This window comes from Bacteroides sp. AF32-8BH (assembly GCF_003435205.1).
In the GTDB taxonomy this organism is placed as follows: domain Bacteria; phylum Bacteroidota; class Bacteroidia; order Bacteroidales; family Bacteroidaceae; genus Bacteroides; species Bacteroides ovatus.
In genome coordinates this window covers 110,660-135,389 of the sequence record NZ_QVLZ01000006.1, presented here as the reverse complement: position 1 = coordinate 135,389, position 24,730 = coordinate 110,660, and the positions used below count along the sequence as shown (strand labels likewise).

The following is a 24,730-nucleotide window of genomic DNA, read 5'->3' as shown; positions in this document are numbered from 1 at the left end:
ACTACAAACATAATTATGTTACGGGCTTCTTTTCCTAAATAACATCTTCATTTTCAATGTTACATCTATCTTTCCCCTTGTAGCACGCCCTAATAATTACACTGATTATAAGCACATTACAATCTTATTTTTTTTGAATAAAAGCTATTCAAATTCCCAATAATCCAGATTGAAAAGTTTGTTTCCTTTCTCTCCTTTAAAGCAGAAATAAAGATCATGTACACCCTTTGCATTCTTTATCCGGCATGACATCTGTTTATATATATCCAGTCCTCCTGTCGGTGATATACTGACACTGCCTATTACCGGACCTTCAGTGCTGTCCAGACGAATTTCTATCATTCCGCCTTTTTCAACACAAGCTGCGCTTACACTGAATTTCTTTGCTCCCTTCTTGCCAAAGTCGACACCACGCACACACAGATATTCATTATCATCAATATCGGTTATATACAAACCACCATTCTTATGATTTTCAGCTTTAAGACCATATCCCCAAGCCATCGTTTCAGCTTCCACTCTACGGTAAGGATTAAAGTTTTCAATCTGTTCCAGTTTCGTCTCCTGCCAGTAAGGAACTTCCTGAATAGTTCCATCCGGATTATAATGCATTTTTGCAACAGACGTGGAACGACGTTCCTTATGATCCAATGTTTCCAAATGAAGCAAATCATAATTTAGGCCAAATACATAAGAGCTACCTTTATAATCGATAATTCCAGGATGATTTCCTCTACTCCGCTCTGTTGGACGCATAATATATCCTTTTGTACTCCATGGTCCGGTAGCTTTGTCGCTCATGGCATAGCCAATCCCTTCCGGGCAACAAGTTGAAGCGAAAGCCATGTAATAATGCCCGTTCCGTTTATACACCCACGGACCTTCCTGGTAATGTTCCGGTTTATTTTCCACTTGTACAATTTCCCCCGAATATGAAATCATATCCTCATTCAGTTTCACATAATAAACATTCGGATTGCCCCAATACATATACGCTTGTCCGTCATCATCAATAAATACGGTCGGGTCAATGTCATACCAATGCTCCTTCTGCCAAACCAACGGTTTGTTCAATGGGTCTTTAAAAGGACCGTAAGGAGAGCCGGAGACCAATACGCCAATACCATTACCATGAATCGGGCAATACATATAAAATTTGCCATTACGTTCGATGACTTGTTCTGCCCAGGCACCGTTATCACGTTTCACCCAATCAAAACTCTTCAGAGAAGCGACAGCTCCATGATCGGTCCAATTGACCATATCGGTGGAAGTATAAAGTAACCAGTCCAACATTTTGAATCCTTCGGCATCATCCTCATCATGAGTTGTATAAAGGAAAACGGTATCATTATATACCATCGGAGCCGGATCAGCGGTATATTTTGTCTGGATAATAGGATTTTGTGCCACCCCCGAAGTGGCAGCAGTCATTGCCAACAAAAACGACACGCCTAAAAATTTTAAGTTTCTCATATTCTTTTATTTTAAATGGTTATCTGGTTATTAATACTCCACCATTACAAGGAATAGCCAACTGTAATTCTTGTTTCTTCCCTATTTCTATTTGTTTCACACCGCCCTGCAATGCCTTATCATCACTAAACAGTCTTACCTTTTCTCCATTGGAGAACATCGGCAAATTAACTTTAAGTTTCAGTGTTTCCTTCTGCGCATTTACTCCGGCAATATACCATTTATCTCCATGACGACGGGCAAGAATAACGTATTTGCCCGGATAACCGTCGATGAAACGTACCTCATCCCAAGTCGTTGGAACCTCTTTCATAAAATCAATAGCCCACGACGGAGCATCGGTCAGGTTATTCGGTGCCAAAGCGAAATGCTGTACCGGACTCTGAAATAGCACCGCCGTAGCCAGTGCGTAGACATCTGATGTCACCCGCCGGCTTCCCCGTGGAGCATTATCCGCATTATAATATTTGTTCAATGCACTACCTCCAAAATCCATGCTACCCACAGTATTACGAATAAACGGGTGCAAAGTAGCATTAAAGGCCTCATGATCACAGCTGCCTTGAGAGAAATGAAGATTTTCACTAGCCAATACAGCCTCACTCGATGCGAAGTTAGGATACATACGTTCCCAGCCACGAGGCAAAGTACATCCATGGAAAATAACCAAAAGACCATACTCGTTTGCATCCGACAAGATATCCTCATACAACTGCATAGTCATTTGCTTGTCACCTCCGAAAAAGTCAACTTTTATTCCACGAATACCAATGCTTTGCATCCATTTCATCTCCTTACGTCTGGCTATCGCATTATCCATAATACCTCTCGGAGTTTGCGGAGCATCATTCCAATACCCATTCGAATTATACCACAAATAAAGAGCTACCCCTTTGTCCTTCCCATATTTAGCCAATTCTTCAATTTTTTCACGTCCTATTTGTTTATCCCACAAGGCATCCACCAACACGGACTGATACCCCATTGCTGCCGAAAAATCAATATACCGGAGTTGCTCTTTATAATTAGTACTTCCATCCATACCGATAATCCAGCTCCATGAACCCCGTCCATACGTATACTCTCCTTTTGCCGGATAAAGCGGTTTTACAACATCAAAAGGAACCGTTGTCTCCACTATTGGAGCCAAAGTCTTGCCCACAGTAATAGTACGCCAAGGCGTCTCGCCCGGCAACGCTATCCCCGGAGAAACCGTACCATTCCCATTTGCTTCACCTTCTTGCGGAAATCCAATGGTATACACTCCTCCTTTGTGTCCCAACAGACGGCTCGCACAATATCCACCATTTACTCCCGTTTCGGAAACAAGCACCCAACCATTATCTCCATTACGGAATAGGCAGGGAAATGTATACCCTTCTCCCCAGCCATTTTTGCCTGCGACATCATCTGCCGTATAAGACGTCTCATAACTTGGAGAAGTACGGGCAAATCCTCCCATCGGTTTACTTTGCGGACAAAGGAAAGTGGTGGTTCCGTCAGGAAACACAAATCCTGTGACTTCTTGCTTAACCACGCAACTTAGTGTCTCACCTTGCGGATACATCTTATATTTAAAAGCAACATCGTTATTACTTATGCGGAATATAACATCATAAATTGTTTTCCCTTGTTGCGTAAACGAAAATACAGCTTCATTCGCCACATAATGTACCTTGCTCTTTTTAATAGAAGCCAACTCGTATGTTTCATCTATTTTATTGGTTGAAACATTCTTCTCCAGCGACATCCCCGATGAAAAATCTCCTATATTTGCAATAATTCCCAATGGAGATGGCTTCAAAAAAAGAACATTGTCATAACTAACAGAATAAGAGGGTCTTCCATCCATATCTGCGACTGTTACTACCAACTTTCCATCAGGACTTGCTATCTGTTTATCTTCTGCACTTACAATACTACTACCCAATAGCATAGCCATTACTATAAAAAACTTCATCATATTTCTACTTTTTAGATTCTTTTCTACTGACATAATCACACATTCTATTACAATCAAAACTTTACAGAAATCGCTTTCCCATTATAATCGACGTTTTTTTGAGTCCCGTCCTGAAGAGTTACAGTAAATTTACGGTTCTTCAACATTCCCCCATACGCACCTTTTCTTGCCCCTATCGTCAATTTACGAGATATATTATTCCAAGAGATTGGAATTTCCGTATAAGCTCCTTTTTCATAATTGTAATTATCAAATTCATCTTCATATAAAATGAAGTTTCCATTCGCACCCGCATACGCCTTCAATTCAAGATGATCCCACGGTTTTTCAGTTGCATACTGAACTTGTGGACCGACAGGAATAATACTACCCGCTTTTACATACAATGGAATAACATCAAGTGTAGTCTCTTTGGTAATTTCCTTTCCGCCTTCATGTTTCTCGTTTGTCCAGAAGTCATACCATAGCGTTCCTGCCGGTAAGTATATGTTAGTAGATTTCGTTTCCATGAAATCCACAGCAGCGTCAGTTTTTGTTTTTTTCGCTCCATCTCTGTTCCATCCTTCTTCTTCGGAGACTTTTACCACAGCTTCCGGTGTATATTGTGCATGAGTAATCGGAGCCACAAGGATCGATTTTCCAAACATATATTCGTCATTGATATCCCACACCTTTCTGTCATCTACAAAATCCATCATCAAAGCGCGCATAAAACTCGATTGACGATTGCTTACCTCCCAAGAAGTAGAATAAATATAAGGCAACAGAGAGTAACGTAAACCTATCATCTTCTCGATAGCATCATATACAGGCTCGCCTTTCTTTCCGAACTTATAGATTTCCCTATAAACATCCGTCCCGTGCGAACGCATCATCGGATTGAACGTTCCAAACTGCAACCAACGCACATAAAGCTCCTGATACAATGGATTTTTTGAAGCACTATCATCATTCCAGCTTTTATTATAATGTCCTGCAAAAAAGCCACCAATATCACTATTCCAGTGAGGCATACCACACAAAGAAAAGTTTAATCCGGCAGGAATCTGATTTCTAAAACTCTCCCATGTGGAAGCGACATCACCACTCCATACATTTGCACCATAACGTTGCTGCCCCAAGAATCCGGAACGGGTTAAAATAAACACGCGTTTGTCCGAAGTCACTGCACGCTGATGGTCGTAAACCCCTCCGACAGTCATCAACGGATAAGCATTGCGCACCTTACGGAACGAGCCCAGATAGGTTTTGGTATCCATATCCTCCGGCTTCCAATCCAGATGATCGGGTTCGGTAGAGTCCATCCACCAGGCATCCATTCCCAGCTTGAAAATTCCATCATTCAGATATTTCCAATAAATATCACGTGCTTCGGGATTGTAAGCATCATACACCCTTACACCGGAAGGATATTCCATGTTGGGGGGCCATGACTCCAATCCCGATTGCGGCCAGGTAGTGAAGTTAAACAACATACCTTTTTTGTCCAATTCTCTATAAGGTTTGGTCATCGGTCCGAATGACGACCAGATAGATATAGCCATGTGTGCGTTCATCGCATGGACATCCTCCATCATCTTTTGAGGATTATTGAAAGTCGGATTCTGAAAATCCATCGCATTCCACAAATAGTTATGCCCCCAATATTGCCAATCCTGAATAATACCATCCAAAGGAATACCCAATTCACGATATTTACGAACAACGTCTACCACTTCCTCCTGGCTTTTATATCTTTCTTTACTTTGCCAGTAACCATAAGTCCATAAAGGAAACATCGGTGCTTGCCCGGTCAAGCTGCGTACTTGTGCTATTACACCATCGGCATCCTTCCCATACATGAAATAATAGTCTACACAATCACCTACTTCAGAACGAAAAGATGTTTCAACTTCGTTGTCCGTAAAAAGAGTCGGCGAATAGTTATCCCAAAACACACCATATCCTTTGGTGGACTGGAAGAATGGCGACACATCTTCAACATTTCCCTGTATCAGATTTTTGGTCATGTTCCGCTGAATCATCTTTCCATTTTGCAATTGTCCCAAACCATAAATAGCTTCCTCCTTATCTAATACAAAAGGTTGATAAACCTGATAAGTTTTTGTCCCGGCATCATCGAAATCGATAAACTGCATACCGGATTTCTCTGCCAATAACGACTTGCCATCCTTTGAGAAATAAGAAACAATTCCCGTCCCGGTGTCCACACTGACACTTAGTTCACTGGTATTCAATACAATCTTATTATCTTGTATATCAACTTTGAAACTCACCTTTTCAGGTTTGGCAATTACAGAAAGACTCTGTTTTTCATAGGCAACACCTTCCGGTGACTTTATTACTCTCGCCACAGCAGGCGCAAAGAATTGTACTTCTATATCCACTGCATTTACAGTGGTTTTGATACCGGACGATGTTTTCTGATAGTTCTGTGCGAATAAGATATTTGTGCTGAAGCATAAACATATACCCCAAAATAGATGATGTATTTTCATAATTATAGAATGATAAGGTTTCTAATTAATAACCAACAGATGTTGCATACAGTCCAATCATTGCTCCTGTAAAGCCACCAGCCTCATTAGTAGAAAGAATATCGCCGGAAACGGTTCCTCCTAAATTTAGGAAACCCTTGCCATCAATCGAATAATTAAAACGATAATCATCTCCATTGGCTGTTACTTGCAGTGTCACAGGTTTCTCTGTTTCTATCTTCACCTCACCCAGGACACTCGCTTGTCCTTTTTCGGTTCTTTGCAGTATCAGGTAATAGTCTTTTCCCTTTTTAGTGATACCGAAAACATAGTGATATCTTTCATTTTGATAACATGTTATACCGGCAAAATCTTTCTCATTTTTTGGTTTGTACTCCATGGTTGCTGCCGCGGTAAATTGATTATGCTGTTGACGGTAGAACAAAGTAGAAGTAGGTTTCACTTCATTGATATTTGAGGTAAAAGGGATGATCCGCAACCCTTTATCGGTCATCTCAACGAATTCTTCACGAGGACCTCTAAGACCGATCCATCTAAAATCTAATGTCTTATCGGAGAAATCATCCTTAAAGACAAAGTTGCCACTAGGCAAATAACCGTTTTTCCCTGTTTGGTTCTCAACTCCCGAAGGCATCTTCAATGTAGGTTTCATAGGGATAAGCCCATTCTCGAAAACGGGAAATGTTCCGCTCCAGTCCACCGGAAGAATAAAAGTTTCGCGTCCGGTATTCACTCTGTTCTTCTCATTGGGGCGTATTCCTAAAAATACACCATAATATTTTCCGTCGGGTCCCTCCACTAAGTCTGCATGACCAGCCCAGTCTACTTTATCCGCCCGATTTGCAGGAAAATAACGTTGAGTTAAAATAGGATTATTATTTGCCGGAAGATAAGGTCCTTTCGGATGATCACTTACAAAAATGACTTCGCTATGCCAGCCTCCGGTTCCTCCTTCGGCACACATTAAATAATAACGTCCATCTTTCTTATAGATATGAGGAGCTTCAATCCATATCGGTTTTTCTTCTATATTGACGCCACCGTTTACGATGATCCGGTCCGTTCCCGGAACCACTTTATCATTCTCCACATCATAATCCCATATTTTTATGACACGGTGTCCCGAGTAACGCTCATTTGCTTTAGCAGGAGCATCATTATGTACCACGTATGCCTTGCCATTATCATCAAAGAAAAGAGAAGGATCAATGCCTTCAAATTGAAGTTTGACCGGATCACTCCAGCCATTCTCCGGATTCTTTGTCTTTACTACCATATTTCCAAAGCCACCGGAAAATTGAGTGGTTATCATATAAAACGTATCATTATTGGGATTATATCTTATAGCAGGAGCATATACACCAGCACTAATACCACAATCTTCAACCTTTAATTGTGACGTTCTGTCCAGCACATGACCGATTTGTTTCCAGTTGACCAGATCATTAGAATGGAAAATAGGTACCCCGGGAAACATAGCAAAAGATGAGCACACCAAATAATAATCATTACCTTTCCGCGTTATACTCGGATCGGGATAGCAACCCTGCAAAATAGGATTATAGAACTCACCCGGCTTTAAAGGATTGTTTTGATAAATAGCATCCTCCCCCTGATAAATAAATTGCGTAAAGACAGGAGCATTTTTCGTTATTTTACCCTTGCCACTCACCTCCATATTAAAAAACAGCATAAAAAATACGACAAGCGCCACGGATTGCCAGCCCGACAAAATCAATTTTAATGTTCTCATATTATCACTTTTTATTTTCTATAATTTTCTGTTCCATAGTAGTGTTTGCAAATGTATCGATTCGGTTTTATCATATATGTACAATCATGATACAGGCATCTATATACAGGTTACATTTATCACAGACATGTAACATGATTCTTTTCTGATGTAACAAAAAGCCCCAAAACAGAAAAATGGTAAGATAAATAACTACATTACCTATTATTTCAGCACTTTTATCTTCCATCATATAAAATGCTGAATATCAAGGATTAGAAAATATTCATTTTCCTTTAAAGGAAAGCCCCCGTTGGTTTAAAAGAAACGGGGGCTTGGTTTAAAAGAAACGACCCGTTCCTTTTAAAGGAACAAGGTCGTTCTTTCTTTATTCATTCAATAAATAAATCCGGATTGTCTATCTGTAAAAATAAACAAAATTCCAAAGCGGTATTACTGTACGTTCATTACAATCGTTTTCAACTTATTTCTATCAGAAGTTCCTCCATACAGTAATTCATAAGTACCTTCCAACGGACGCATCGTATTCGACTCTGCATCAAACCATTCAAAGTTCTCACCGGTAAGAGAAATAGCTACTGATTCAGTTTTCCCTGCCGGAATATGAACGCGTTTGAAAGCACGCAAGGTATAACGGGGACCTTCCTTATCACCCGGACGTCTCAAATAAACCTGAACCACCTCTTCTCCATCACGTTGCCCGACATTGCTTACCGGAATAGTCAATACTACATTTTCACCTTTGGCGATTGTATTCTTGCTCAATTTAGCTTCTCCATAAGTAAAGTCAGTATAACTCAACCCATGACCGAATGGGAAAAGTGGTTGCTGTTGCATATATCGATAGGTACGCCCCTTCATGGAATAGTCTTCAAAGTCCGGCAATTGATTCACATCCTTATAGAAAGTGACCGGCAGGCGTCCACCGGGATTATACTCTCCCCAAAGAGCATCAACGATAGCTGTACCACCCGCCTGTCCCGGATACCATGCCTGCAGAATCGCTTCACAAGTAGTCGTTTCGGGCACTAGTCCGATAGCTGAACCGGAATAATTGATAAAGACAACCTTTTTACCAGCCTTCTTCAAAGCTTTCAACAAATCACGTTGAACGTCCGGAAGTTCAATATCCGTACGGTCACCACCCTTAAATCCGGGAACTTCTACCGGCATTTCTTCACCTTCCAGACTTGGAGAAATTCCACCAGCAAAAAGAATCACATCAGCATCCATTACTCTCTTCACTGCGAGGTTCAAGTCGATCCCGACCTCTTTGCCCAAATCAAAATCAAGTGTAGCCCTTTCATTCCGTTGTTTGAATAAAATCTCGATATGATACTCTTTTCCAGCTTTCGCCTGTAACGTATAGAGGTTCGTCGGATTCTTAACATATATTTTCTGAGCCACTTGCTCACCATTTATAATAAGAGTCACTTCACCATCCAGTTGGAAACGGAAAGCAACATCACCGGACTGCGAAGGACGAAAGACAGATTCATAACGAGCCGAGAAATTAGTAATTTCCACACCGGGCGCAAACGTAGTAGCCCCTGTTGTTGCAAAATGGAACGGAGTGGAAATCTGGTCAGTAGTGACCACTTCCCCTTCACGATCACGATTATTCCAATATTCTGCCAAGAAACCGGGTTTACCATTTATGCTACATTCATCAAACAGGCTTTGGAGTGTCTTTCCGTCCACACGGTCACAACCCGGTTCGTATATGATTTGTCCTTCCGGTAGTTTGGCACGGACAGCTTCCAATAAGGTAACCGTATGTGCCGGAATACCGTTATAATTTCCCCACTGCATCACGGAGTCATTGGCATTAGGTCCCATAACGGCTACTTTCAGATGGGTATTCAGAGGAAGGATGTTGTTTTTATTCTGCAAGAGCACCAATGACTCACGAGCCATACGCAAAGCCAATGCCTGATGTTCCTTACTATTCAACACAGAGGTTGGAATTTCCGACCAAGCCGGTTGTTCGTCCATTTCTCCCAGTTCAAAACGTGCTGTCAACAAACGTTTCAATGAAATATCTATTTCTTTTTCGTCAATCAAACCGGCTTTTACAGCATCCGCCAGTGAAGCATATTCACTTCCACATTCAAGGTCTGTGCCTGTCCGCACAGCAGCGGCCGAGGCGTGTTCCTTATCCGGATGAGTCCCATGCGTTCCCGGTCTATAGAAATCGGAAATCGCTCCACAGTCAGAGACTACAATGCCTTTGTATCCCCATTCATCCCGCAATATTTGCATCAACAGGCGATTGCTGCCACAACAAGGCTCTCCCTCAAAACGATTGTAGGCACACATCACTTCCTTTACATGTGCTTTCTGTACCAAATCTTTAAAAGCAGGTAGATAGGTTTCCCATAAATCCCGGGGATCTATATTCTCCGCATCAAAACTATGCCGGTTCCACTCCGGTCCTGAATGAACTGCAAAGTGCTTGGCACATGCGTGCAGCTTATCATACCTGGCATCTTCCGGTCCTTGCAAACCACGGACTACAGCCATTCCCATTTGTCCTGTCAGATAAGGGTCTTCACCGTATGTTTCCTGACCGCGTCCCCAACGAGGGTCACGGAATATATTGACATTCGGTGTCCAGAATGTTAATCCCTGATAGCGTTTCAGCACGCCGCTTTCACCGAAAATACGCGATTTTACGCGAGCCTCATCGGAAGTGGCATTGAACACTTCATATAATAATGAATCATTAAAAGAAGCTCCCATACCGATAGACTGGGGAAAAACAGTAGCCAATCCGGCACGTCCCACACCGTGCAACGCCTCATTCCACCACTCATATTCTTTAATTCCCAGTCGAGGGATAGCAGGTGACGCATTTTGCATGATTGATACTTTTTCTTCCAAAGTCAACCGGGGCAACAAATCCTCTGCCCGTTGTTCCGCCGTTAAAGAAGTGTCCTGGTAAGGCAGCAATTGCTTACATGCCGAAAACGATAACACCAAACAAACACCCATAATCGGTATCCAACCTCTTTTCATAATATTATACTTATTAGTTATGATTAATTTGGAAACAAAAATAGCCTATTTCCTAATAAAACAATGTTTCATTGGTTACAAATACATATTTGTGTGTTACATTGACGCATCACAGAACGAATAATCAAAAGAGTCCACATCCACATAACCGCCCACGGAACGTGTAGCATAGTTAAATATGGCAAACTTACTGCCCATGAACATACGGGTGTAGTCAAATTTCATCTTAATAGGCAGACCGACAGGTAGCCATGTTTTCCCATCAAGACTATAAGAAAAACGAGCCTCATCCCGTCCATTGGTAAAGTCACCTTCCACACGCAAGTAGACAAGCTCTTTGTTAAGAGGTATACGGGCTTGTTCGGTCATATCCACACGGCTAATGGCACGCTTCGTTTTCTCAAACACACTTTTCTGTTCACTCATCACAAGAGACAGTTTATTTCCGTTCTTTTCAATCGTAAGCACACCGCTGTCACCATTAAAAGCCGATAATCCTGCACGGTCACCATCTTTCATCCCCCCCAGAGAGAGACTGACAGTGCCCATGCATTTCGGTCCTACCATACGTTGGGTCAACGTATTGGGAGCAACAAACAGGTTATCTACCACACGAGAGGTTTTCAAACGCAGAAATCCGGGACGGTCGGTAAGACTCCATGCCTGATCGACGGGGTTATGATTCCACTGCCAATAGAGGGAAAGCCCGAAAGCGGAAAAATCATCCGAACCGCAGATACCATCCATTGACATATACGATAAAGTGGTATCATTCGGAATGTGCCCGTCCTTGTCTCCCAGCATAGGCCAACCATCTTCCGTCCATGTACAAGGCATGAGACACGGCACACGCCCTACGCCACCACGATCTTGGAAAATGAGTCCGTACCATTCACCGTTTTTCCCGTCTACGATGCATCCCTGACCAACACCGCCATGCCCGTCAAACTCCGTTTCAAGAATGACACGCTTTTCGTAAGGTCCGGTAATCTTATCGGCACGATAGCACACTTCACGACGCAGACGGCCGGGAATACTCCAATCCATAGAAATCATCAGCAAATAATATTTCCCATTATGCTTGATGACGGAACTACCTTCCAACAGACCTTGTTCGTCAGCATCCCGTTCAAATATTTGCTGATTGATGCCACCGGGAAGTACATCGGTCAAATCGGGTTTCAACTCCGTAAGCTGTCCTGTACTGTGAAAGAGATACACCCGCCCGTCATCATCAAACAGAAGCGAACCGTCATGAAAATGCGGGGGACGCGAAAGAAGTTTCCAGGGACCGGCCGGATCTGTCGCAGTATAGACAAACCCACGTCCGGGCGCGCCATTGGCTGTAAACCATACATAGAATTTACCGTCATGATAGCGGATAGATGATGCCCATTGTCCTTGCCCGTAAGCAGTGCCTTCAAGCAGATCATAACGGGGGCCATCGTCAATGCGAGGAAATACGTAGCTGATAGTTTCCCAATGTTTCATGTCCGGCGAACGCATGATTGGCGCTCCCGGCATCAGGTGCATAGTAGTGGAAACCATGTAAAAGTAATCACCTGCGCGACACACCGACATATCGGGCACGTCAGCATAAAGAATAGGATTACGGTATTGTGCTCCGGCTGATAGCGGGAAGAACAATGTAAAAAGAGTACACAGTAAAATAGTGTTGATTTTTGTTTTCAGCATAATCTTCGTTTTTTATTAACTGGCTACATTATCTATTATTTGAAAGCTAATTATTTAAAATATTCCTTGTTATCTTCCACATCACAAAAATAGAAAATGCAAACAGATATATTGCCCAAAGTATGCTACATGATTTCTTTGTGATGCTACATATCGAATGAAGAATGTTACATCTATATTTACTCATGTTACATCACCCTATCTCCCAAAGAGAGGAGACTGTATTCAGCCTCCTCTCACTTATTACATACCCGAAACAACAGGTATCAACAACTATTCTTATTACAAGAACTTATCAGAACTCAACCAGTATGCGGAACACCTTTCCCGGATTAGCCGTCCATTCCTGCATAGCTTCCAAAGCTCCTTCCGGTTTTGCTATCTTCGAAATCAGTTCTTCCACCGGACAATTTCCTTCTTTCATATAATTAATAACCGCACGAAAATCGGCAGGTAACGCATTTCTGGAACCACGGATATCCAGTTCTTTCTGAACGAAATATTTTGTTTGGAAAGCCACTTCGCTCTTGGCATAGCCGATGCAAACCACACGCCCCGTGAATCCGACTTCATCCACCGCCATCACATAAGTGACCGGACTGCCGACAGCTTCAATCACCACATCGGCACCGAAGCCCTCCGTTACCTGTTGCATCCGTTCGTGTACATTTTCTGTCTTGGAGTTAATCACATAAGAAGCACCTACCCTTTTCGCCAGTTCCAGTTTCTCGTCATCCAAGTCGACAGCAATGACCGTTGCCCCTCTCAAAGCAGCACGTACAATGGCACCGATACCAATCATACCGCAGCCAATAACCATCACATATTCATTATCGATCACCTGCGCACGAGATACCGCATGGAATCCGACACTCATCGGCTCAATCAACGCACAATCGCGAGGAGAGATATTACCAGCCGGAATAATCTTCGTCCAAGGCAATACGGCATATTCGCACATCACTCCATTGCGTTGCACTCCTAACGTTTCATTATGTTCACAAGCATTGACACGACCATTACGACAAGAAGCACATTTACCACAATTGGTGTATGGATTCAATGTCACGTTCATCCCTTTTTCGAAGCCAGCCGGAACATTCGGACCAACCTCCTCAATCACCGCTCCTACCTCATGTCCCGGGATTACCGGTAACTTCACCATTGGATTACGCCCCAAAAAGGTATTCAGATCAGAGCCACAGAAACCAACATACTTGATTCTTACTAATACTTCACCGGCACCAACGGTCGGTTTTTCCAGTTCAACCACCTTCATTTCGGAGGGATTGACAATTTGAACTGCTTTCATTGGATATGTTTGATAAATAAATTTATTAATCGATTACTTTATAACCTTTCCAACCATAATATGCACAGAAGACAAAGCAAATCATCGGTACACAATAGGCCATATAATAGATATGCTCATTGGCATGCATGAAATAAGCCGTCAACTGTGGCAGACAGGCATTGCCGACAATAGCCATTACCAGAAATGCCGAACCGCTCTTTGTCTGATTCCCCAGTCCTTTTAGCGCCAATGAGAACTGCGTGGGATACATTATAGACATAAAAAAAGAGATAGCCAACATTGCGTATAACCCGATCATACCTCCCCATATCATCACTACCCCGCACAAAAGAATATTCATCAAGGCGTAAACCAGTAGCATATCCTGTGGACGGAATTTCACCATCAATCCGGTACCGATCCAACGCCCCAAAAGAAATGCGAGCATATACAATCCGAAGAAGGTAGTCGCTGTATCTTCCGGCAATCCGGCATAAGTGCAACAGTAAACCAGGAACAGACTGTTTATCGCCGTCTGTCCGCCGTTATAGAAGAATTGCGCAATCACTCCCCACCGCAAGTGTGAGTGCTTCAATACACCGAAGTCTATCAGTTTTTCTTTCTGGCTACCCTCTTTCGTTTTACCCGAAGAAGTCATTTTATCGGAAGAAGCCGTTTCTCCTTCGTCCCCAATCTTCGGCAATTTTGAAAAGATGAAGACAACAGCTATGGCAATCAACAGTATAGCCAATATCAGATAAGGGAGTTTCATGGCATCCGTTTCCAATTGGATATAGGCCTGCCAGCCTCCCGGATAATCTACAGGAAGGGTCTCTCGCGTGTAATGAGTTCCGCTAAGGATGAGCTTACTCAAAAACATGGCAGCGATAAAAGCTCCGAGTCCATTGAAAGACTGCGCTAGGTTCAATCGGCGGGGAGCTGTTTCGGGGGCTCCTAAAACCGTCACATACGGATTGGCAGCTGTCTCCAGAAAGCACATTCCCGTAGCGATAATAAAGAAGATACAGAGGTAAGCCCAATATTCTTTTAAAATGGCGGCAGGAAAGAAAAGCAGGCCTCCGATTGCTGCTAATACCAGTCCGAAAATAATTCCCGCCTTATAGCTGTAACGTTTCATAAACATCGCTATGGGGATGGGGAAAATAAAATAAGCCAACCAGTAGGCAGTCTCGGTAAAGGAGGCTTCAAAGGTATTCAGTTCACATGTCTTCATCAATTGCCGGATCATTGTGGGAAGCAGATTGCTGCTTATCGCCCACAGAAAGAAAAGGCAGAAAACTAACGCTAAAGGTATTGTATATGTATTCTTTTTCATGGTATAAATCTAGTTTTACGATAAGGATGTTTTCTCTATCATTCGGACATGTTCTTGATGTAAGGAAGTACGGGGAGATCCGTGAATCCATAGAAGTTCCGGGCATTTTCTCCCAAAAAGAGTCTTTTGTCCTCTTCCGTCAACTCGGAAGACTTCACCACAAAATCGTATGACATCTTGTAGGTGATTGCTGTAATGGTGCGCGGATAGTCCGATCCCCACATCAGTTTCTCCATGCCAACTAAATCCGCCGCTTCCCGAATGGCTTTCACTGCTCCTTTGAAAGGATAAAATTCATCATTGAAAAGCCAGGTGATTCCGCCGGATTCAATCATCACATTGGGATGACGTGCCAGGCGGATTTGTTCTTTCCAGTCCGGACGTGTCACCATTCCGAAGTGTCCGACAGCTATTTTTAGGCGGGGACATTCCTGAATAATCTCTTCCATTTCGGGAACCTGTGTTGCTCCGTCAGCCAAGTCGATGGAGAGCATGACATTCCGTTCTTCCATAGAATGAAACATCTGCATCATTTCCTCATTATTCAGCATTACCCGTCCCTCTTTTAACAACAAGCGTTGGGCAGGTATTTTTATAGCCTTAAAACCTTTGGCTATAAGCTCTTTCGCCTGCTCCAGAAATCCAGGTTTGCGAAACTCACACATTCCGCAAACAAAGAAACGGTTGGGATAATGGGAAACGACTTCCGACAAATAATCATTCTGAATACCGTCAATAAACTCTTGGGTAATGACAGCCGCAGCCACTTGCGCATAGTCCATATTCGAAAGAAAAACTTCCGCGCTATTCACTCCGTCTATCATAAAGGGCGGAACCATTTGCCGGATTTCTCCCATAAATTCCGAACGGCCATTTTCCAAAGTCCGGATAGGCAATCCGTCCACAACAGTATCCTGTCGTAACCACAGATGGGCGTGCGCATCAATAATTGTATAGTCCATACGAATGACGCTGTTTTATGAGTTTGCCCAACTTACACGTTTCTGCTCTCCGATAATCTCCTGCACTTCCCGAACGAGTTCCCAGTCAATAGGTTCTTTGATGAAAGCGATGTTCTTTTTCACATTCTCCGGATTAGTCGTACTAAACAAAGTCGTTGCTATACGGGGATTGCTGACGGAGAACTGCATAGCCAGCTTCTCAACCGGATAATTCTTAGCTTTGCAATGTTCCATTGCTTTACGGCAAGCCTCTACCAAAGGTTTGGGAGCCGGATGCCAGGCAGGAACACCACGTTCACTCAACAGTCCCATTGAAAGGGGAGAAGCATTAATCACGCCGATTTCTTTGGATTCGAAGTAGTCCAGGAAGTCTGCTAATTTATCATCACACAGGCAATAATGGCAGAAGCTAAGCACAGATTCAATCGTACCGCTTGGTGAATGGTCAATTACCCATTTCAGGTTCTCGAGTTGCAAGTCGGTAATTCCAACGTGTCCTACCACTCCTTTTTCACGCAACTCAACCAAAGCAGGCAGAGTCTCATTAACTACCTGATTCAAATCGGCAAATTCAACATCGTGTACATTTATCAGATCGATAAAATCTATATTCAAACGTTCCATGCTCTCATACACACTTTCTGTCGCACGTTTTGCAGAGTAATCCCACAGATTTACTCCATCTTTTCCATAACGTCCCACTTTGGTAGAAAGGTAATAACGGTCGCGAGGAAGATCTTTTAGCGCCTTTCCTAAAACAGTTTCCGCTTTATAATGTCCGTAATAAGGAGACACATCGATAAAGTTCATTCCTGCCTCAACAGCGGTAAACACAGCCTGAATGCCTTCTTTTTCTTTCAAATCATGGAAAACTCCTCCTAAAGAAGAAGCTCCAAAACTAAGAGATGATACTTTCATCCCTGTCTTTCCGATTTCATGGTATTGCATACTTTTAGGTTTTAAATCATTTTGTATGCGACAAAAATAGGTCAGTAATAGTTTCAGTGCAGCAGAGAGCGGTCGAAAAACCAACGTAACGGTTTACGTAAAAAATATTGCTTCAAATGCTTTTAATTTTCCGGGAATGTGCTTTCTTTGTAAAAAGAATCTAAGTTGCAGACTTTCAAATGGAAAACCGGAAACATACTTCACTCAAAGATCTCGCCCAAGCATTGGGGGTGTCGATTCCTACTGTATCCAGGGCACTAAAAGATAGTCCGGAAATCAGCCGTGAACTTTGCGCCAAAGCAAAGGCACTGGCTAAAGAGATGAACTACCGCCCCAATCCTTTTGCCATGAGCCTGCGGAAAAATGCACCACGTATCATCGGAGTGATCGTTCCGGATATTGTCACTCATTTCTTTGCATCAATTCTGAATGGGATAGAGAATATGGCTATTGCCAACGGATATTTTGTGATTATCACGACCTCGCATGAGTCTTACGAGCACGAAAAAAGAAATATTGAGAATCTGGTCAATATGCGCGTGGAAGGTATCATTGCCTGTCTGTCTCAAGAAACAACCGATTTCTCCCACATCTCCGCCTTGAAAGACATTAATATGCCACTTATCCTGTTCGACCGTGTTTGCCTGACCGACCAGTTTTCTTCGGTCGTAGCGGATGGGGTACAATCAGCGCAAATGGCAACACAACATCTGTTGGATAATGGAAGTAAACGGGTAGCCTTTATCGGTGGAGCCAATCATTTGGATATTGTAAAGAGAAGAAAACATGGTTATCTGGAAGCCTTGCGTGAGAATCGTATTCCTATCGAAAAGGAGCTAGTTGTTTGCCGGAAGATTGATTATGAGGAAGGCAAGATTGCCACAGAAACTTTACTGTCACTTCCACAGCCTCCAGATGCTATTCTTGCCATGAATGATACATTGGCTTTCGCAGCAATGGAAGTTATCAAAAACCATGGCCTCCGGATTCCGAATGATGTGGCAATCATCGGGTATACAGACGAGCAGCATGCTAATTATGTGGAACCGAAATTATCAGCAGTATCACATCAGACCTATAAAATGGGAGAAACTGCCTGCCAACTACTTATCGATCGGATAAAAGGAGATAAGACTATCAAGCAGGTGACGATTCCAACACATTTGCAGATTAGGGAGAGTAGTATAAAAAAATAAGGGAAACGTCTTATTAAAAGAAGTTTTATAGACAAACGATTCTACTTTTTATTTATAAATACTTACTTTTGCAGAAACAGATAAAACTCTATGAAACCGAACTACCTAACTATTCTAATTACAACACTATGCATTTTCTTTAATGCGTGTCATAATTCAAACACTGCCCCTCAATTACAATTAGCAGATTCATTAATAGACAAACGTGCTGACAGCGCATTATGCATATTGGAAAAGCTATCTATTGAAGAAATATCTAATAAATCAGCAAAAGCCATGTATGCACTATTATTAACAGAAGCTTTAGATAAGAATTTCAAATCTCACCGCAATGACTCTCTAATTCTAATAGCAGTTGACTACTATAAGGATAACAGTAATAATAAGCTAAAAACAAAAGCTTATTATCTCGGAAGAGTGTATCAAGACAATAAAGAATATATAAAAGCAACAGAAGCTTATCTAACAGCTTTAAAAACAGCATCCCCAAACCAAGCTCCAATATTACAAATATACAATAACCTGGCTTTATGTTACGAGAGTCAAGAGTTTTATCTTCCAGCTATCAAAACATATAAAGAATCATACGCAACTGCAGAAAAAATGCAAGACAAATATGGAATTTTACACGCAACCCGAGGATTAGGTAATGTTTATGCAATACAAGATGAGGAAGAAAAAGCATTATCTTATTATCAAAAAGCATTATCAATAGCACAATCTATCAAAGATTCATTGTGGGAAAATGCAATTTTTTGTGATATAGCAAAGGTATATGACGACCAAGGGTTATATATAGAAGCTAAAAAGCAAATAGATTTAGCCTTGAGATATGCTCCTTCTAACATTAATTTATCTCCTACTTACTTTTGGAAAGGAAGTATATTGTATAATCTCGAAGAAACTGATTCTGCTATTCACTATTTATCCCGAGCTAGTACTAAGGCCAATATTTATACTAAAGCTTCTATTTATCAGACTTTGTATGAAATAAACAAAGAAAACAAAAATTATGAACAGGCAATTCTATATAACGATACAGCTTTAACCTGCTATGACTCTATCCAGAAAATTATTCACCATACTGAAATTAACAATCTCATCAAAAAACACTCAATAGATATATATAAAGAACAAATAAAAAAACAATCACAACAAACAAAAGTAATATTCATTATTGGTGGATTAGTTACAATGTTTCTGTTTATCTATACTGTAATGTATATAAGCAATCGCAATAAAAAGACACATATACACTGGCAGCAGCTACTAATGAAGAATCAGACAGAAAAAGCCACATTAAAAGAAGAAATCAGAGCACTATCTCATGCCAATGAAATCAATGAACACAGATATGCAGATATATTAAATCAAAGAATAAAGTTATGGCATCAAAGTCTTCAGATATGCGTACGTCTATTCAAAACGACTACATCTTATAAAAAAATTCAATCAATAGAAACATCTAAAAACAAAAAAGAGAAAGAGATAACTCAAGAAGAGTTATCACTGATTTATCAAGAAATAAACGAAGCCTTCATTGAAGCGATGCAAGAGTTATTAGAACAATACCCTAGTCTAACACAAGACGATCTCTATTACTGCATACTTAACTACCTCCAATTATCCAATAATACAATCAAAGTTTGTATGAAAGCCGGAAGCCAGTCTGCACTGACTCAAAGGAAATATCGTATAAAAAAACAATTATCTGACCTTAGTTTCTCTATAATTTTCGATGCTAAAGGAGAAAGCAAGTAAATGAACACAATGCCCTGTTATCACAATTAGTTTTTTGTTATATATATTTTATAACACACTGATTACCAATAGCTATATATAATCATATTGTTATTATTTGTTATTGTAACATATAGCAAATCATACTACTTTTGCTGAAAATCAATAACAATAAAACTATTATGAAACGAAATCTACTTTTATTCACATTCATGGCTCTTTGCTCTAGCTTTATCTTTTCAATGCCATCAGACACAAGAAGACAAATAAAAATGAAAGTTAGACAGCCGATAGAGCATCGCTCTACTAACCACCCCGATCCTGTGCGAGTGTATATAAACAATTCATTATTAGAGGTTGAATTTGAGCATCCATCCAAAGATGTAACAATCACAATCATTAATTCTGAAACTGGAAAAACAATCTACTATGAAAAGATTATATCTTTAGAGAAAGTCAGACTCATTGATTTATCCGAAGAAGATAAAAAGGCTGAATACACTCTTGAAATATCAACGTCTTCGTGGTTCACAACTGGAATATTTACAATTGATTGATATTATGAGACTTACTCTATACTATATATCAGCCACGCTGATAATATTATTTTATGCATCTTGTAATTCTCATCGGAGTTCCAAACACAACGAAAAAGATATAATAGCTGAACTTGATGGAGAAGTAATATATGCCAATGAAATAAATACAATTATAAAGCAAGAACTTTATGACGAGCTTTGCAGAATTCATAAAATCAAGAAAAAAGCTCTTGAGCAATTGATAAATGTCAAACTACTACAGAAAGAAGCCAACAAGAAACAGATGAGTTATCTAGAATATATAGATGATTATACAAACGCTCAAATAGAACAGTGCGGAATAGATTCTCTTTTAAAACGGTACAGGCTAGAATCAATTACAGAATTTCGAGGAAAAAGTATATATAGCGTAGCAATAGATTCTCCTACCGGTAAAGCCACGCGCTCATTTCATTTGAAAGGAGCTATTGTCAACAATTTACTGGACTCACTAAAAAGGAATAAAAAGATAACTAAATATCTCTATCCTCCAAAGAGTCCAAGAGTTGACCTAGATAACCTGCATACCTACTACAGGGGCAATCTAAAATCAGAAGTCTCTGTCATTATAATATCTGATTTTGATTGTGAATCCTGTATTAATGCTCATTCCCTTTACAATTCAATATATGAAGAATATAAAGATAAAGTAAAATTTGGCTATATCCACTATTCGGCAATGCCAACATTCGCTGAAATAGCAAGTGACGCAGCGAACAAGCAAAATAGATTCTGGGAATTCCAAGATTCATTATATGCATATAGAGGATATATTGATTCCACAGCCGTATTCAAAATAGCTCACAATATGTCTATGGACATAAACAAATTCCAAAATGACATAGCAAATGACGACGGGAAAAAAGCAATTGAAAACACAATCAATCAATTAGTGCTTCTTGGAGTGTATGCAACACCAACACTTATCATCAATGGACGCCTAATAGTTGATTCCAATTCAAAAGAGGAAATCTGTCATCTTATTGATGAAGAACTTTCAAAATAACATTACTAACGAATTAAAAAAATGTATTATGAAGAAAATTATCTTTTTATGTTTCTGTGCTTTATTAGCATCTTGCGCTTCAGATGAAGATCTGCAAGACATAAACACTAATGAGAAAGAGTTGGCAAACATGATCAACGACTATGAACTAGTCTTAAAAGGCTATTCTCTTGATGAATTAAAAAAGGAAAAAGATGAACTAACCCCAACAACACAAGAAGAAACTGTTGCAGAGCCATGGCTTATTAAAGCCATACAAGATCCTATTGCTCAAATCCAATTCTCCGATAATATTCGTACAAGGACGGAGGCAGGAGCATACACAAGGGCAGTTAATATGGAGGGAGTTTTTAAGTATGAAACCTGCGGGGGATATCGTGAATTTGTATACTTTATGGACTGTGAAGATGGTGGAGATACACATTCAACAGGAAATATAGGAGCAACTAGAGTAGATGGAAATGGGAATGTAGAGTTTCACTTTTGTGTAATACCTACAGGCTATGCAACTGGCGGAGTATTAGCATTCTATCTACCATATTTGTATACGGAGAATATGCATGTAGTTAAACGGCATCACGATAATGAAGACCATAATAACAAAAATCATATTATAGATAATGCAGGTTTAGCCTCATTGGGTCCAAATTATTTCGATAAAAACACCGGTTTCTTTTGGAAATTTGAATGGGGAGCCTCTGGTAAATTACCTTTCAAATTTGGGGTAATTGGAACTGCTCCACTACCTGGATCCCATAATATTTTATGGATTGATGATGAAAACGGAAAAAACGCCAATCAGGCTATTAGGTGGACCGGCCCAAATAGTTCTAAAGGGTTTGATTTACCAGCAGAAAAAGATTTTTATGGCATTACTCCTGGCAGAAATACAAGATACGAAATAATTCAGATTTAGAAATAATTCATAGAATAAAAATCATACCTAAACCAGTACTATATAAATAATGAGTTCCCTTATTCTATCCTTTGCCATAGATGAAATAGGATTAGAATAAGGGAACTTTATTTTAATGGTAATAAGTGATTATTTTTCGCACTTTAACATTTGAACATCAAATACTAAAGTTGAATAACCTAAAATAGTAATCGAAGAACCTTTTGGAGTATAATCACTACTACCATAACCATATTTCCATGGAACATACACTTCCAAACGTTCACCAATTTTTCTTCGTTGCAATACCTCTGACAAACCAGTCACAAGCCCATTAATTGTTAAGTTCGCAGTTCTTGAAAAATCAATGCTAGGATTCGCTTCAGTAAAAGAGCCATCAAACGCTTCCCCTATAAAGTTATCTTGTTTATCAACATAACCACCAGTATTACCCCAAATGATATAAGAACCTTTATAATATACAGTAACCTCATCTGTTGCCCGCGGGATAATATTTTGAATCACCCCATCTCCCACAGGAGTTTTCTTTTTAAAATAGATAGGAACTCCAGGATATGCAATCATATGAATAGAATCCAACTGACCACGTGTAGCGGTATTTGCATGAGCATTGGCTATTGAATCTATAAAAGCTTCATTACGTGCCTGCCAGTTATCATATTTGCCCGTCTCTTCCGTTTCACTGCAAGCAGTGAATGCAAGAGCCAGCAATACTAAGGAGAATAAATAGATCTTTTTACTCATTCGTCAAAGGTTTATTGTAAAGTTTTCAATAGAGAAGTGATGCTTACTCTGTCTGCGATGATATTATTCAGTTCAGAGATAGCTACACGCTCTTGTTGCATGGTATCGCGGTTACGCAATGTCACGCAGTTATCTTCTAATGTCTGATGATCGACTGTTACACAGTACGGAGTACCAATAGCATCCTGACGGCGATAACGCTTACCGATACTATCCTTTTCGTCATATTGGCAATGGAAGTGGAACTTCAGGCTGTCAATAACCTCGCGGGCTTTTTCAGGCAGACCGTCTTTCTTTACCAACGGCATAACCGCCAGTTTCACCGGAGCCAAAGCAGCAGGTAATTTCAGAACCACACGGCTTTCACCATTTTCCAATTGCTCTTCGCAATAAGATGCGCTCATGATGCTAAGGAACATACGGTCAACACCGATAGAAGTTTCGATTACGTACGGAGTATAAGACTCGTTCAGTTCCGGATCGAAGTATTTGATGCTCTTGCCGGAGAACTTCTCATGTTGAGACAAGTCGAAGTTAGTACGAGAGTGAATACCTTCCACTTCTTTGAATCCGAACGGCATCAGGAATTCGATATCAGTAGCGGCATTTGCGTAGTGAGCCAGTTTATCGTGATCGTGATAACGATAGCTTGCATCGCCGAATCCAAGAGCTTTATGCCATTTCAGACGGATTTCTTTCCATTTCTTGAACCAGTCAAGTTCAGTTCCCGGTTTTACAAAGAACTGCATTTCCATCTGTTCGAACTCACGCATACGGAAGATGAACTGACGGGCAACGATCTCGTTACGGAAAGCCTTACCAATCTGTGCGATACCGAAAGGAACTTTCATACGACCCGTCTTCTGTACATTGAGGTAGTTTACAAAAATACCTTGTGCAGTTTCCGGACGAAGATAAATCTTCATTGCTCCTTCGGAAGTAGAACCCATTTCAGTAGAGAACATCAGATTGAACTGACGAACTTCTGTCCAGTTCTTTGTACCGGAGATCGGGCATACGATTTCTTCATCAATAATGATCTGGCGCAATTCGTCCAGATTACCATCGTTCAGAGCTTTAGCAAAGCGAGTGTGAAGTGCGTCACGTTTTGCCTGATGCTCCAATACACGCCCGTTGGTAGAACGGAATTGAGCCTCATCAAAAGATTCGCCGAATCTCTTGGCAGCTTTCGCTACTTCTTTATTGATTTTATCGTCATACTTTGCTAATTGATCTTCAATCAGTACGTCAGCACGATAACGTTTTTTAGAATCCTTATTGTCAATCAAAGGGTCATTGAATGCGTCTACGTGTCCGGAAGCCTTCCAGATAGTAGGGTGCATAAAGATGGCAGAGTCGATACCGACAATGTTCTCGTGCAACAGCACCATGCTGTCCCACCAGTATTTCTTGATGTTATTTTTCAATTCAACGCCCATCTGACCGTAGTCATACACAGCGCCTAGTCCGTCGTAGATATCGCTCGAAGGGAATACGAAACCATACTCTTTGCAATGCGATACAAGCTTCTTAAAAACGTCTTCTTGTGCCATTTTCTTTTCTATATCTATTAATTTGAATTTGCTTTTTTCGTAAAAAGTGCCACA

General features: G+C 40.8%; 17 protein-coding genes. 5 read left to right on the top strand and 12 right to left on the bottom strand.

Annotated features, from left to right (window positions below; all coding sequences use genetic code 11):
- Nucleotides 1-144: 144 nt before the first annotated feature.
- From DWZ47_RS05930 to DWZ47_RS05885, 10 genes are all read right to left on the bottom strand, one after another.
- A complete protein-coding gene (locus DWZ47_RS05930) occupies nucleotides 145-1,476 on the bottom strand; it encodes a glycoside hydrolase family 43 protein (protein WP_117512541.1) in 1,332 nt (443 codons plus the stop codon).
- Between the two features lie 19 nt (nucleotides 1,477-1,495).
- Entirely contained in the window at nucleotides 1,496-3,472 is a 1,977-nt protein-coding gene (locus DWZ47_RS05925; protein WP_117512540.1) for a glycoside hydrolase family 97 protein, read from the bottom strand.
- Nucleotides 3,473-3,492: 20 nt separating this feature from the next.
- On the bottom strand, nucleotides 3,493-5,937 hold the full coding sequence (locus DWZ47_RS05920; protein ID WP_117512539.1) for a TIM-barrel domain-containing protein: 2,445 nt from the start codon (nucleotides 5,935-5,937) through the stop codon (nucleotides 3,493-3,495).
- A gap of 25 nt (nucleotides 5,938-5,962) precedes the next feature.
- The gene (locus tag DWZ47_RS05915) at nucleotides 5,963-7,690 is read right to left on the bottom strand and encodes a glycoside hydrolase family 43 protein (RefSeq protein WP_117512538.1); all 1,728 of its coding nucleotides are present in this window, start codon (nucleotides 7,688-7,690) and stop codon (nucleotides 5,963-5,965) included.
- A gap of 432 nt (nucleotides 7,691-8,122) precedes the next feature.
- On the bottom strand, nucleotides 8,123-10,708 hold the full coding sequence (gene xyl3A, locus DWZ47_RS05910; RefSeq protein ID WP_117512537.1) for a xylan 1,4-beta-xylosidase: 2,586 nt from the start codon (nucleotides 10,706-10,708) through the stop codon (nucleotides 8,123-8,125).
- A 96-nt stretch (nucleotides 10,709-10,804) separates the two neighbouring features.
- The gene (locus tag DWZ47_RS05905) at nucleotides 10,805-12,403 is read right to left on the bottom strand and encodes a glycoside hydrolase 43 family protein (RefSeq protein WP_117512536.1); all 1,599 of its coding nucleotides are present in this window, start codon (nucleotides 12,401-12,403) and stop codon (nucleotides 10,805-10,807) included.
- Nucleotides 12,404-12,698: 295 nt separating this feature from the next.
- A complete protein-coding gene (locus DWZ47_RS05900; RefSeq protein ID WP_055235207.1) occupies nucleotides 12,699-13,715 on the bottom strand; it encodes a zinc-binding alcohol dehydrogenase family protein in 1,017 nt (338 codons plus the stop codon).
- A gap of 25 nt (nucleotides 13,716-13,740) precedes the next feature.
- A complete protein-coding gene (fucP, locus tag DWZ47_RS05895; protein ID WP_117512535.1) occupies nucleotides 13,741-15,033 on the bottom strand; it encodes an L-fucose:H+ symporter permease in 1,293 nt (430 codons plus the stop codon).
- 38 nt (nucleotides 15,034-15,071) lie between these two features.
- Nucleotides 15,072-15,995, bottom strand: coding sequence for an amidohydrolase family protein (locus DWZ47_RS05890; protein WP_004299638.1), 924 nt, complete (start codon nucleotides 15,993-15,995; stop codon nucleotides 15,072-15,074).
- Nucleotides 15,996-16,010: 15 nt separating this feature from the next.
- Nucleotides 16,011-16,943, bottom strand: a complete 933-nt coding sequence (locus DWZ47_RS05885) for an aldo/keto reductase (protein ID WP_087317084.1) — start codon at nucleotides 16,941-16,943, stop codon at nucleotides 16,011-16,013.
- 179 nt (nucleotides 16,944-17,122) lie between these two features.
- Between DWZ47_RS05885 and DWZ47_RS05880 the strand changes: the two genes are divergently transcribed.
- The 5 genes from DWZ47_RS05880 (at nucleotide 17,123) to DWZ47_RS05860 (ending at nucleotide 22,379) form a co-directional block, all read left to right on the top strand.
- Nucleotides 17,123-18,139, top strand: a complete 1,017-nt coding sequence (locus DWZ47_RS05880) for a LacI family DNA-binding transcriptional regulator (RefSeq protein WP_117512534.1) — start codon at nucleotides 17,123-17,125, stop codon at nucleotides 18,137-18,139.
- A gap of 90 nt (nucleotides 18,140-18,229) precedes the next feature.
- The gene (locus tag DWZ47_RS05875; protein ID WP_117512533.1) at nucleotides 18,230-19,900 is read left to right on the top strand and encodes a tetratricopeptide repeat protein; all 1,671 of its coding nucleotides are present in this window, start codon (nucleotides 18,230-18,232) and stop codon (nucleotides 19,898-19,900) included.
- A 161-nt stretch (nucleotides 19,901-20,061) separates the two neighbouring features.
- Entirely contained in the window at nucleotides 20,062-20,436 is a 375-nt protein-coding gene (locus DWZ47_RS05870; RefSeq protein WP_182281628.1) for a DUF3244 domain-containing protein, read from the top strand.
- A gap of 4 nt (nucleotides 20,437-20,440) precedes the next feature.
- Nucleotides 20,441-21,463 carry a DsbA family protein gene (locus DWZ47_RS05865; protein ID WP_117512580.1) on the top strand — a complete coding sequence of 341 codons (1,023 nt, stop codon included), beginning with the start codon at nucleotides 20,441-20,443 and terminating at the stop codon, nucleotides 21,461-21,463.
- Nucleotides 21,464-21,491: 28 nt separating this feature from the next.
- Entirely contained in the window at nucleotides 21,492-22,379 is an 888-nt protein-coding gene (locus DWZ47_RS05860) for a hypothetical protein (RefSeq protein ID WP_117512579.1), read from the top strand.
- 129 nt (nucleotides 22,380-22,508) lie between these two features.
- Here DWZ47_RS05860 and DWZ47_RS05855 read toward each other — a convergent pair whose 3' ends face one another.
- Complete coding sequence (locus DWZ47_RS05855; protein ID WP_117512532.1) at nucleotides 22,509-23,123, bottom strand: FKBP-type peptidyl-prolyl cis-trans isomerase; 615 nt, start codon at nucleotides 23,121-23,123, stop codon at nucleotides 22,509-22,511.
- Nucleotides 23,124-23,134: 11 nt separating this feature from the next.
- Nucleotides 23,135-24,676, bottom strand: a complete 1,542-nt coding sequence (locus DWZ47_RS05850; protein ID WP_004305141.1) for a glycine--tRNA ligase — start codon at nucleotides 24,674-24,676, stop codon at nucleotides 23,135-23,137.
- Between the last annotated feature and the right edge of the window lie 54 nt (nucleotides 24,677-24,730).